Raw genomic sequence first — 11,700 nt, forward strand, 5'->3', positions numbered from 1 at the left:
CCGGCACTATGAACGGGAACTACGCCGGCGGCTACGGGATCACGGGTGGGACCCCCGAGGAGATCGAACTCTCGCCCGACGAGAAGCGTGGCCTCCGACGCGCCGTCTCCGGGATCGTCTCCCGCACCGAGTCTTACCTCCCCGACGGCTACGTCGTCGGCTCGGAACTCACCTACGGCTCCGACGGGCCGGAGGCGACCGTCGCCGTCCGACCGCCCGCGGGCCACCCCGTCAGCGCGGGGTTCCAGCCAGACGCCGAGGATATCGAAGCCGGTCTCGACGACGCCGACCGCGACGAAGTGGCGAAGGGTCTGGCCGCCAGCGCGGCCGCGCAGGTGATGTTCGCGATGGGCGACGATCCGGTGCCGGTCGCTCGGTAAGTAGCGGTTTTTGCGGTTTTGGAGGCGTTTTTCGACGGGTGGCGAGCAGCCGCTCTGTGTGGAGACCAGCAGCGGTCGAAAAGCCAGAAGATTCCGAGCGTACGAGGGTGTGCTGTCTCTCTCGAGCACTATTCGTTCAATACGAGTATAGGAGAATCAGCCGGTAAGTGGGGCTGCGCAGTAACCACGAGCGTTCGCGCGAACGAGGGGTCCGAAGGACCCGGTAGTGAGCGCGATTCCCCGGTCGAGCGTAGCGAGACCGGCTTTTTGGCATGAACGGGTTTTCGTCGAGCGGTGCGCGAAGCGCACCCGAGGCGAAAAGAGGTTCGTCTGCACTTATCTCTGAGTCTCCCCGAGTTTCCGATCAACGGAGTCCCGAAATGGCCGGTAATAGGGTTGCGTATCGAGCGCCAGAAGACACTTCCGTGACAGTACCGAGAGATTGGCCGTGTCTCCTCGTTCCGTACTCAGCGTTCTTGCGCTCGTCGTCGCAATATCGCTGATTGGTGCCCCGTTGACCATGCACGATTGGGGCGAGAAGGCCGCCATCCATGCCGAGCCAATCGAGAACACGTCGGGTGTCCCTGAGGAGACGCGAGTGCTACAGTACGAATCGCTATCCCCGAACGCACAGCAGGCGATTCGCGTAGCGATTCAACGGGGTGGTGTCACGATATACGGCACCGAAGACTGGCCGAAGGAGTTCTCGTACACCGACGTATTGGGGCGATGTGTGGTCGTCTACGAGGGACAATCCTACCGAGTAACAACTGCTGGAGGGCCCGGAGTGGGTACGAACCCGGTCGAACGTACGGCGCTGCAGTTGCCGTTTGTCGGCTACGGACTGTTCCTGCTGTACGTCGAGCGCCAAACCGACCGCGACGACCTCTCGCCTCGAACATCCGGCGCATTCGTCGCCGTCGGGGCCTCCTTCCACCTACTCGGCCCCGAGTTCGACTTCTGGATGCTCGGCCCGGTAGGGTACTCCGCACTCGGGGTTGTCGGGTTCCTCGTCATCGGCTGGTGGTCAATTCGTGACGCCCTATAGGTCGGCTCGTCATTGACGCCGAGTGATTTGTGCGTCTCCTGCACTAACCGACCCACACTGACCACCACCCGAAAAGCCCGACAGAACCGGTATCCCTCTACTTCCCCCAAAACGGGTCGCGCTTCCGCATCTTCTCCAGATACGCGTTCAGCGCCTCACGCTCGTCGGCCGGAATCTCCTCTTTCAGTTCCTGCTCCAGAATCTTCGCGTGCTTCTCGGGCAGGTGGATCCAGAGTTCGTCGCCCTCCTCGATATCCCGGCCCACCGTCGGGCCGTCGATGGCGACACTCACGCGACTCCCCGCGCGGGCCTCGTCGACATCCTCACCCTGCTCCTGCATCCCGGAGAGTTCGCCGATGCGCTCGGCGTCGCCGTTCTCGAACTTCGCGACGCGGCGGTTGTTCTCGATAGTGCCGGCCAGGATCTCGACGCCGACGACCGCGGGGTTGTTCTGCCGGAACGTGTGGTCCTCCAGGATCCGGAAGCGGGCGGGGCGGTGAATCTTGTCCAGCACCGTCTCCTGCTGTTCGCGCTGGCGCTCCTCGACGAACTCCTCGTAGTCCTCGACGAGCTGATAGATCACGTCGTGGTTGAACAGCCGAACGTCCTGCCGGTCGAGTTCGCGCTCGGCGTCGGAAAGCACGTCGACGTTGAAGCCGAGGATCACGCGGTTCTCGGCCTCGGTGGCGGTGCTGGCGACCGCGACGTCCCGCGGCGCCACGTCGCCGACCTCCGCGCGGAGGATCGGGATCTCGGCCTCCCGCAGCGCGTTGGCCATCGCCTCCAGACTGCCGAGCGTGTCGGCTTTGACGACGACGCCCTGCTCCTGCGTGTCGACCTCGATCTCGGAGAGCTCCGCCTCGACTTCGCCGATCACGTCCTCGAGATGCCGGCCGCGGACCACGCGGACCGGCGCGCCGGCCATCGCGTCGTCGAGGTCCGGCGCCGCGAGTTTCACACCCGAGGCCGCCTGCACGGAATCGAGGCGTTCGAACTCCGCCTCGGTCCGGATCTCCGAGAGCGCCCGCGGGCGCAGCAGTGCGCGGACCTCCGTGACGATGGGGCCCTCGACGCCGCCGACCACGATGCGGTCGCCCTCCGTGACGGTGCCGTCGTAGAGCACCACGTCCAGCGTGGCGCCGAACCCTTTCTCGTCTTTGACCTCCAGCACGGTCCCCTTCCCGGGGCCGCCGAGGTCGATCTCCATCTCGGTCTTCATGTAGCGCTGGGAGAGCCCCATCAGCACCGCGAGCAGGTCCGGGATCCCCTCGCCGGTCATCGCCGAGACGGGGACGACGCCGATGTTGCCCTGGAAGTTCTGGACGCGCCAGTAGAGGTCCGCCGAGAACCCCGCGTCCGAGAGCTGACCGATGATCTCGTAGAGGTTCTCGTCGAGCATCTGCCGGGCGCGGTCGGACTGGGAGTCGTAGGTCTCCTGGACCGGCGCGTCCGGCTGGGGGTTCCAGCCGGGAGTGGTGTCGATCTTGTTCGCGGCGACGACAAAGGGGGTCCCCGTGCGCTGGAGGATGTCCAGGGCCTCCTCGGTCTGGGGCTGGAAGCCGTCGTTCACGTCGACGACGAGGACGGCGATGTCCGCGAGCGCGCCCCCGCGGGCCCGCAGCGTCGAGAACGAGTGGTGCCCCGGCGTGTCGATAAAGAGCAGGCCGGGGAGGTCGAAGTCGTCGGCCATCACGAGGTCGCCGGCCATCGACGAGACGGTGTCGAGGGGGACGGCGGTCGCGCCGATGTGCTGGGTGATGGCGCCGGCCTCGCCCTCGCTGACCGCCGAGCCCCGGATCTTGTCCAACAGGCTCGTCTTGCCGTGGTCGACGTGACCGAGTACGGCGACGATGGGTGTCCGGAGCGATCCGGGGTCGGCGTCCGCGTCAGTGTCTGGGTTGGCGTCAGGCATCGAAAATCACCGAGAGAACGTCTCTTGAATCAGGGAAGTCGGGCGCGCCAGTTACCTGTTTCGACTCTCCGCGGGCGGCGGGGCGTCGGCGGGCGTCGACGCCCACGCGCCGGCCACGCCGGGCCGCGAACGCCGCCCCGTGGCGTTTATCACGCCACGGCCTGTTTAGCCGCGCATGGCCGATATACTCGCCGAGAACCTCTCGGGGAAGGCAGTCATGGGCTCGGACGGCACCGAGCTGGGGATGCTGTACAACATCACGATGGACCTCAAGACGGGCGAACTCCACGACCTGCTGGTCTCGCCCAACGAGGACACCCCGCGGGGGAAAGTGAACTTCGAGCGCGACGAGGGCGGCCGGTTCCGGGTTCCCGTCTCCCGGGTGCAGGCCGTGAAAGACTACATCGTCGTTCAACGGTAAGGATGGAGGTTCTCGACACGTCCGCGTTCATCCACGAGTACCACACCGACGACGAGACGATCTCGATCCCCCTCGTGAAAGAGGAGCTACAGGACGAGACCGAGTACCGCTTCGACGCGATGGAGGGCGCCGGGATGGAGCTCCATCTGCCGGCCGACGAGACGGTCGACCGGGTCGGCCGGGCCGCGACCGAGACCGGCGACGCCGGCGAGATCTCCGACACCGACACGCGCCTGCTCGCGACCGCGTTCGAACTCGATGCCACGCTCGTCACCGACGACTACGCGATGCAGAACGTCGCCGAGAAACTGGGTCTCGACGTGCAGGTGATCGCCCGCGAGGGGATCGCCGAGAAGCGCGAGTGGACGTTCCAGTGTGCCGGCTGTGGCCGTGAGTTCGACGACAACCGCGAGCGCTGCCCGATCTGTGGCAGCGACCTCGCCCGCAAGAACCCCGCCTGATTCTCAGATCGTCGCGTACTGGATCGCGTATATCGCGGCGTTGTAGCCGCCGTGGGCCACCATCGGCACGACGAGGTTCCCAGTGCGCTCGTAGAGATAGCCCAGCAGACAGCCCAGCAGGAACGAGAACGCCACGTACGCGAGCGCGCCGCTCCCACTCCCGATGTAGTGCAGCGACCCGAACAGCGCGCTGGCGCCGATGATGCCGGGCCACGGCCCCCACGCACGCTTCAGCAGCCCCTGAATCCCCCCGCGGACCAGTAGCTCCTCGGCCGGCCCGACCACCAGCACCGAGGCCGGGATCATGAGGAGGAAGTACGTGGCCTCGCGCCCGGTCGGATCGACCGCGGGGTTCTGGGACGGCGCCACGTCAACCAGCGAGAACAGCGCCAGCAGGACGATCTGGAGGACGTAGAGCGCCACGGCCGCGCCGACGGCGATGGCCGCACCCCGCCGGTCCGGGATCTCGAACGAGAGCAGGTCGCGGTCGCCTGCGGCAGCGACGAACAGCGCTACCGGCGCCGCGATGCCGACGAACTGCGCGACCGTGTTGGCGATCTCGTAAGCCGTCGTTCCCTCGGCGACGCCCAGCGCCGGCGCGGCGCCGGCCCACAGCGAGACACCGACGCTGCCGCCGACGACGCCGGCGACGAACAGCACGAACGCCTGAACCGTCCGTAGGAGGCGCGGCCCGGAGATGGGCCGGGTGGGCCGGGAGGACTGACTCATTGTCCGGGAAAAGTGGCCGCCGGGGCAAAGCGATGACGGTCGCGGGCGTCGACGCACGGCATCGACGTCGTCCGGGGCAGCGCTACTCGACGACCAGCCGATCCTTCCCACGTACCGCCTGGGCCTCCGCGAACTCGCCGCCGCCGAGCAGGCCGCGAGCGGCCTTCTTCCCCCACTCAACCGCGGGCTGGGTGAACGTCGAGAGGTCGGCGAGTTCGCCGTAACAGATGCAGGCAGCCTCCATCCCGAACAGCAGTTCGCCGAGGCCGCGCTCGTCGACGCGGTCGATCTCGATCCGGACGTTCGGGCAGTTCGCGGCCGTCAGACTCGCCTCGGTCGCCTCGAACTCCGCGTCGAGCAGCGTCCCCAGTGACTGGCCGCCGAGGTAGGAGAGCCCCTCCAGATCGGTCTCGGGAATCCCGCGGTCCGCGCGCTCGGTCGGGCGCACGAGCGTCACGAGTTTGTCCCGCGGGCCGGCGCGATAGAGTTGGAGCTGTGAGTGCTGATCGGTCGCGCCGAGCGCTCTCGCGGGCGTCTGGCCCCGCCCGTCCTTCCCGAGGCTCTCGGCCCAGAGTTGGGCGAACCACTCCGCGAACGTCTCCAGCGATTCGGCGTAGGGCATGAACGCGTTCGTGACGGCGCCGCGCTCGGCCAGCGCGTAGCTTGTCGCGCCGTAGGCGTACGCCGGCGAGTCGTAGAGCGACCCAGCCAGCCGATCCCGCTCCTCGGCGGCACCGGCGAGCACAGCCTCGATGTCGTGGCCCTGAATCGCCGCCGCCGCGAGGCCGACCGTCGAGAGCACCGAGAACCGGCCCGGAACGCCCTCGGGCACGTCGAGGGCGGGCAGGTCGTGCTTGGTCGCGAGATTCCGGAGGTTCCCCTCGGGTCCGGTGGTCACGAACGTCTGCTCGGCCCAGTCGACGCCCGCATCCGCCATCGCCTCGCGGACGACGAGGAAGTTCGAGAGCGTCTCGGCGGTCGTGCCGGAGTTCGAGACGACGTTTACGGCCGTTCGGGAGAGGTCCAGCGAATCGAGCAGGCGCGAGGTGTGCTCCGGGTCGACGTTATCGAGGAAGTAGGCGTCAGTCTCGCTCTCGAGACCGTTACAGAGCGTCGCCGCGCCGAGCGCGCTGCCGCCGATGCCGACGGTAAGGACTGCCTCGCTGTCGGCGAAGGGAGCGACCGCGTTCCGGATCCGGTCGGGGTCGGCGGTCTCGGGAAGGTTGAGCGCGGTGTAGCCGAACGCGTCGTCGGCCATGCCGTCGGCAATGCGTTCGTGGGCCGTGGCCACGTCGGCGTCCAGTTCGTCGAGGCCGTCGCGCGTGAGGGCGGGGTCGCCGCCCAGCGCGTTGCCGATGTCGGTGTGCATGGGTGGGGTGGCGGGTGGCTGGCGGAAGTAGCTTCGGAGAGCCAGCGCCGTCGACTCTGCCCCGTCGGAGTTATGCCGCAGCGGCCGAACCACAACCTATGTTCGACACCATCGTCATCGCCACCGACGGCTCCGAGAGCGTCCAGCGGGCGGTCGACGTGGCGCTCGACTTCGCCGACCGGTTCGACGGTCCCGAATCGCGTAGCGATTCGGTAGCCAACCAAAACGCTTCGCGTTCTGGTGACGCCGACGTCCACGCGCTGTTCGTCGTCGACGAGCGCGAGGTCGAGTCCTCGCCCGGGAGCGTCCGCGAGGAGCTCCGCGCCGCGCTGGAGAACGACGGCGAGGACGCCGTCGCCAGCGTCGCCGCGCGCGCCGAGAGCGCCGTCACGACCGCGGTCCGGGAGGGGCGCCCGGCCGCGACCATCTCCGACTACGCCCGCGAGGTCGACGCCGACGTGGTCGCCACCGGGACGCGCGGCCGTCACGGCGAGAACCGCTACCTGATCGGCGGCGTTGCCGAGAGCGTGGTGCGGCGCTGTCCGGTGCCGGTGCTGACAGTGCGACAGTTGGAGGGCGAGACGGACGGCGAAGAAGCGACGGCGTAGCGCCGTTCCACGGGCCTTATACCTCAGCTCGCCGACTTTCGGGTATGGAAGACGACCTCATCGAGACGAGCGAGTTCTCGCTGCACCGACGCTCGCTGCTGCCCGGGAAGGGCTTTTTCTACCCCGATTCGCTGGACGAAGACCGCACCGAGGAGCGCATCGCCGAGGCCGTCGACGGCGCCGAGGCCGTCGTGATCACCGACTCCGACGCCGACGGCCTCGGCTGTGTGGCGCTGATCCGCGAGGCCCGCGACGCCACGCTCGACGTGGCGCCATTCGAGGAGGCGATGGCCGAGGAGATGGCCGACGACGAGGCGGAGGAGGACGAGGCGGACGACGAGACGGGCGAAGACGAGGACGAGGAGGGTGAGGAACCTCACGAGCGCTCGACGGTCGCACTCGTCGCCTCCGGCCCCGGACGGCTCGAGGACTCGCTCGAACTGGTCGCGAAACACGTCGAGGAGGGCACGGACGCCTACATCTGCGACATCTGTCCGGACAGCTACAAGTACGTCGCCGACGACCTCGAGGCGCTGGTCGAGCGCTGCGGCGAGGTCCGGTGGTTCGACCACCACCAGTGGGGCGAGGAGCTCGAACAGCGCGTCCGCGATGCGGGCGTCGACCTCGTCATCGGCGACAGCGAGGAGGAGTGTACGACCGACGTGGCGCTGCGCTCGCTGGACTACGAGTTCGACGAGCGCTACCAGGAGCTCGCGGAGGTCACCCGGGACCACGACCTCTGGCTCAAGCGCGACGAGCGCAGCGACGACCTCGCGGACTACGCCTACTGGAGCGGCCCGGAGGAGTACGCCACCGTCGTCGGCGAGTACGGCGCCGCGCTGCCCGAGACCGTTCTGGACTACCTCTCACACCGCCGCGTCGAGAAGGAACAGCGCATCGAGGCCGCGATTTCGCGAGCCAACCGCCGACAGATCGGCGAGTGGACCGTCGGCTTCACCTACGGTCGCTGCTCGCAGAACGAGGTCGCCGAGGCGCTCCGGGAGGACGGCTGTGACGCCGCGGTGATCGTCAAACCCTCCGGCAGCGCGTCGATCCGCGGCTCCGAGGGCTTCGAGCGCTGCCACGAGGTCGCCGGACAGGTCAACGGCGGCGGTCACCCGAAGGCCGCGGGCTGTAAGCCCGATATCTACGACGACATGCTGGACATGGCCCAGCACTGGACGAGCGAAGGGCGGGCCGCGCGGACCGTTATTCGGCGTGCTTTTGAGGAGTTAGTGGCGGAGTAGGTCGGTTTTCGAAGGTCGAAGCGGCGTTCTTCGAGGCGGTATTTTTCTTTCCGGCGTCAACGGCTGCGCTCAGGACGGTTACCGCGACAGCGACGGCGACAGCATCTCGAAGCATGACAACTGATACCCGCGATGTGCCGGGCACGAGAGCCGGTCATCAGAAATCTCCGATTTCTGATTGGCAGACGAGAGCCTGCGGCTCTCGTCAACGTCGCCGGACTACGTCCGGCTGGCGAACGGGAGCTTCGCTCCCGTTAACGGCACAGCACCGAGTCCCCACCCCTCCCCCCGCGCTCGCGACGTTCGCGAGCGCGAGGCGTCCACCGCTCCGCAACTTCGGTGGCGCGCAAGCGTCCGCGCCTCCGTGCGCGGACTGAGCGCGCGAGGATCCCGCGAGCGAAGCGAGTTGGACCACGTGGGGGTGATACGAGAGGCGCGAAGCGCCTCTCGGCGACATGACGAGAGAGCTTCGCTCTCTCGAACCACTTGCTCCCACGGAGGACGAGTGAGCGAACGAGTCGGCCGGGGAGGAAGCGAGGCGGGAAAAACGCGACCAGCGGGAGCGGCAAACCGCCTCGGTAGCGAGCGGCGACGCCGCGAGCGCTGTGGCAGCGGTACGAGGCTGTGCGGTCACAAGTGGTCATGCATCGAGACAGTCTGTAGTCGAAAACCACACAACAGCACCTGCTCCGCTCCAAAAAGATACGAATTGTCTCTATTGAAACCCGGTTTGTTTACCACGCTCTGTTCTGAAACATCCGTTCATTAGGGCTGCGTATTTGTCAAATACGATTGCTCCCACTCAGCCCAATATTGGTTCTGGAACCAATATGAGGAGTGCAAGGAAGACAGCGAGGATACCAACGGCTAGTATCCGAAGTCTTCCTGCGGAGCGTCGTCGGTTGAGAGGCAGAGATTCGGCGAACCCAAGAAGAGCGAGCGATATACCGGTGAAGTGTAAGGTGTAGAGACCGTCGAGTAAGGCTCCAAAATACACCAAACCAAGAAGGCAAATGAACGATAAGAGGAAGAAGACGAGACCCGTCCGTCGTCCATCTGGCTCACGAAACAACATCCGTTGAACTGCCTTCACACGTACTAACGGAAGCTTGACCCGATAAAGCGTTCGGCTGTACTTACCGATTCACTGCAAATCAATTAGCAGTCAAAGGGTCAGCAAAGTCTACGGACTGAACCTACTCCTCGGACCGACTCCCGACGACCCACTTCTCGGAGTACGACTCCCCGCAGGCACACTTCGCGTAGGCGTGAATCACGTCGCCGTCGGCGTACATGCCGCCCACTTCGGGGTTCTCGGCCTCCGCGAACGCGAAAATGTACTGGACTTCGTGGTCGTCGCCGTCGCCCGCGGGACACGACCCGCCAGCGAGGTCGGCGTCGACGCCACCAGAACGTTCCGCGTTCTGGTTGGCAGACGAGGGCCTTTGGCTCTCGTCGACGCTGCCGCCCTCGCCCATCGCCTCCTTGGCGAACTCCATCGCGTCCTGCCCGGTGCCGGCACTGAACAGTTTGCGTCCCTGCTCGCCCGGGCGCACCAGCACGATGCCGCCGTCGACTTCCTCGCCGGCGTCGGCCAGTTTCCCGCTCTCGTCCAACTGATCCGCGGCGAGGAACAGCGCCACGTCCTCCAGGCGCTCACCCGCGAGGAACTCCGAACGTTTGCTCATACGGGGTGGAGGCGCTTCTACGGGAAAAACCGACCGCGTTGGCACGGCCCCGAGTCAGTCGAAATCGACGCCGGAGTCGTCGCCGCCGAGATCCCCGCCCTCGCCGGCTTGACCGTTGCCGGCAAGATCTTCAGCGATCCCCTGCAGCGACCCACCCGGCCCGCTGGTGTCGCGGTAGACCGTCCGCTCGCCGGGGAGGCGGAGACCGTACCGCTCGCCGGCCTCGATCTCGTCGATCTCGACGGGATCGCCCGGTTCGCGACCCTCACCGCGCAGCCACTCGACGAGGCGGTTCTCGGCGCGACCCGGATCCCGGGCCTCGCTCTTGAGGTCGTAGGCGCCACGCAGCAGCAGTCCCGTGCTGTCGCGTTCGATCTCGGCGTGACACTCCTTGCCGTCGATCACGACCCCGACGAACTCGCCGGCCTCGAGATCCAACGCCGCAGGAAGGCGCAGGCAGGGCCGGCGGGTGCCGCCGCTGCGGGCGACTTCGGCGCGGGCGGTGTGAACGCTGGCGTGGTCGCTGGGGATGCGGTCGGCCATCGAAAAACGGCTTCGGGCTTACTCCTCGTCGTCGCCGCCGAACGCCGCGGCGACGTCCTCGTCGCCGATGACTTTGGCGTTGACCTGCGCGCTCTCCTCGCTGAACTCGGCGCCACGCACCGTGATCCGGCATCGCTCGCCGTCCTTCTCGGGGTTGAAGCCGACGCCGCCCTCGAGCAGGAGCTGCTTGAGGTCCGAGCCGGAGACGTCCGCGCGCATCGGTCGGCCGGCGGCGTCGGAGCCACCGGTGAGTTCGAGCGTGGACGCCGAGAGCCCGACCACGTCGCCCTCGACCTCGTCGCCAAGCGAGCGCCCGAGGAATCGGTTGGCGTCCTGTCCGTCGACGTCCGTCTGGTACGTGTTGCCCGTGTCGGGGTCCGACACGACGAGCTTCAGTTCGGCCATACCTGAAAACTCTCGGTCGCGGCTGAAAAACACGTCGAAACCACCCGTTCCGGTGGGGAGGGGCCTACTCCTCGCCGGGCAGCAGCGCCTCGGGGGCCTGCTGGGTGAACAGCACGCGGTCGCTGTCGTCCAGCGGCCGGACGTAGAGGCGGCTCTCGCCGGCGGCCTCGATCCGTTCGACCGTCTCCTCGGCGTCCTCGATCTTGTAGTAGACGGGGATCAGCACCACCCGGCCGGCCGCCTCGGCCTTCATCACGACCACGGCGAACACGACGCCGTTGGCCTGCGCGTTGTACGCCTCGTACTCGTCGTACTCGGCCCCCTCGACGGCCGCCTGCACGGCCTCGAACTCGTTGCCCGGCACGAGCACATCGAACCCCATGCGGTCGTCCTCGTAGCCGTCGTCGGCCTCCAGTCGCGGCAGCGGCGTCACCGCGCCGGGGTGGAGTTCGACGGTCTCCCAGCCGGCCTCCCGGAGTTCGGCCGCGGTGGCCGCCATGTCGTCGACGGTGTCCTCCCAGAGGTCGGTCATGCCCTGCAGCGGGTGTCCCGGATCCATGCCCGACTGTGGACCCGTCAGGGGTGAAAAGCGTTCGCTTCCGGCGGACGCCAACGCTAAGCCCCCGCCGACCCCACTCGACCCATGAGCGACGACGCCAGCCTGACGGAGTTCGCGGGTGGCGACGATGGCGAGAGTGATCAGAAAGAGCCCGCCGAGATGCCGACGTACACCTACACGTCGACGCCCGACGGCGCCGAGTGCGACGCGTGCGGCGAGGCCGTCGAGGAGCGCTGGCACGCCGGCGAGGGCGGCGCCGTCGATGATCCCGAACTCGACCCCGACGCGCTGGTCTGTGCGGACTGCAAGGAGTGGTGACACGCGACCGCG

15 protein-coding genes are annotated in these 11,700 nt (G+C 67.2%); 7 read left to right on the forward strand and 8 right to left on the reverse strand.

The window, feature by feature from the left end:
* Positions 1–8 precede the first annotated feature (8 nt).
* Together J2753_RS03825 and J2753_RS03830 are read left to right on the forward strand one after the other, a co-directional pair.
* Positions 9–380 carry a DUF5811 family protein gene (locus J2753_RS03825; RefSeq protein ID WP_209490574.1) on the forward strand — a complete coding sequence of 124 codons (372 nt, stop codon included), beginning with the start codon at positions 9–11 and terminating at the stop codon, positions 378–380.
* Between the two features lie 448 nt (positions 381–828).
* Positions 829–1,428 (forward strand): hypothetical protein, encoded by a 600-nt coding sequence (locus tag J2753_RS03830; RefSeq protein WP_209490576.1) that lies wholly within the window; start codon positions 829–831, stop codon positions 1,426–1,428.
* 97 nt (positions 1,429–1,525) lie between these two features.
* Here the strand turns inward: J2753_RS03830 and infB are convergent, their stop codons facing one another.
* Entirely contained in the window at positions 1,526–3,340 is a 1,815-nt protein-coding gene (gene infB, locus J2753_RS03835) for a translation initiation factor IF-2 (protein WP_209490578.1), read from the reverse strand.
* Between the two features lie 175 nt (positions 3,341–3,515).
* Here infB and J2753_RS03840 point away from each other — a divergent pair, with 175 nt between their 5' ends.
* Positions 3,516–3,761, forward strand: a complete 246-nt coding sequence (locus J2753_RS03840; protein WP_053947046.1) for a PRC-barrel domain-containing protein — start codon at positions 3,516–3,518, stop codon at positions 3,759–3,761.
* Between the two features lie 2 nt (positions 3,762–3,763).
* Positions 3,764–4,222, forward strand: a complete 459-nt coding sequence (locus tag J2753_RS03845) for an NOB1 family endonuclease (RefSeq protein WP_209490581.1) — start codon at positions 3,764–3,766, stop codon at positions 4,220–4,222.
* Between the two features lie 3 nt (positions 4,223–4,225).
* Here J2753_RS03845 and J2753_RS03850 read toward each other — a convergent pair whose 3' ends face one another.
* Positions 4,226–4,951: a CPBP family intramembrane glutamic endopeptidase gene (locus J2753_RS03850; protein WP_209490583.1), complete on the reverse strand. Its 726-nt coding sequence runs from the start codon at positions 4,949–4,951 to the stop codon at positions 4,226–4,228.
* 82 nt (positions 4,952–5,033) lie between these two features.
* On the reverse strand, positions 5,034–6,320 hold the full coding sequence (locus tag J2753_RS03855) for a glucose-6-phosphate isomerase (RefSeq protein WP_209490585.1): 1,287 nt from the start codon (positions 6,318–6,320) through the stop codon (positions 5,034–5,036).
* Positions 6,321–6,418: 98 nt separating this feature from the next.
* On the opposite strand from J2753_RS03855, the gene J2753_RS03860 reads away from it, so the two are divergent.
* Both J2753_RS03860 and J2753_RS03865 read left to right on the forward strand, forming a co-directional pair.
* A complete protein-coding gene (locus J2753_RS03860; RefSeq protein WP_209490586.1) occupies positions 6,419–6,928 on the forward strand; it encodes a universal stress protein in 510 nt (169 codons plus the stop codon).
* A gap of 44 nt (positions 6,929–6,972) precedes the next feature.
* Entirely contained in the window at positions 6,973–8,175 is a 1,203-nt protein-coding gene (locus J2753_RS03865; RefSeq protein WP_209490588.1) for a DHH family phosphoesterase, read from the forward strand.
* A gap of 802 nt (positions 8,176–8,977) precedes the next feature.
* Here the strand turns inward: J2753_RS03865 and J2753_RS03870 are convergent.
* From J2753_RS03870 to J2753_RS03890, 5 genes are all read right to left on the reverse strand, one after another.
* Positions 8,978–9,268, reverse strand: coding sequence for a hypothetical protein (locus tag J2753_RS03870; RefSeq protein ID WP_209490590.1), 291 nt, complete (start codon positions 9,266–9,268; stop codon positions 8,978–8,980).
* Positions 9,269–9,371: 103 nt separating this feature from the next.
* Entirely contained in the window at positions 9,372–9,863 is a 492-nt protein-coding gene (locus J2753_RS03875; RefSeq protein ID WP_209490591.1) for a DUF5807 family protein, read from the reverse strand.
* A 54-nt stretch (positions 9,864–9,917) separates the two neighbouring features.
* Positions 9,918–10,406, reverse strand: a complete 489-nt coding sequence (locus J2753_RS03880) for a DUF7112 family protein (RefSeq protein WP_245334419.1) — start codon at positions 10,404–10,406, stop codon at positions 9,918–9,920.
* 18 nt (positions 10,407–10,424) lie between these two features.
* Complete coding sequence (locus J2753_RS03885) at positions 10,425–10,811, reverse strand: 30S ribosomal protein S6e (protein WP_209490592.1); 387 nt, start codon at positions 10,809–10,811, stop codon at positions 10,425–10,427.
* Between the two features lie 64 nt (positions 10,812–10,875).
* On the reverse strand, positions 10,876–11,370 hold the full coding sequence (locus J2753_RS03890; protein ID WP_209490593.1) for a DUF7529 family protein: 495 nt from the start codon (positions 11,368–11,370) through the stop codon (positions 10,876–10,878).
* Positions 11,371–11,454: 84 nt separating this feature from the next.
* On the opposite strand from J2753_RS03890, the gene J2753_RS03895 reads away from it, so the two are divergent.
* Positions 11,455–11,688, forward strand: a complete 234-nt coding sequence (locus J2753_RS03895) for a DUF7573 domain-containing protein (RefSeq protein ID WP_209490594.1) — start codon at positions 11,455–11,457, stop codon at positions 11,686–11,688.
* Positions 11,689–11,700 lie beyond the last annotated feature (12 nt).

Source organism: Halolamina salifodinae, assembly GCF_017874235.1.
GTDB classification, from domain to species: Archaea; Halobacteriota; Halobacteria; order Halobacteriales; family Haloferacaceae; genus Halolamina; species Halolamina salifodinae.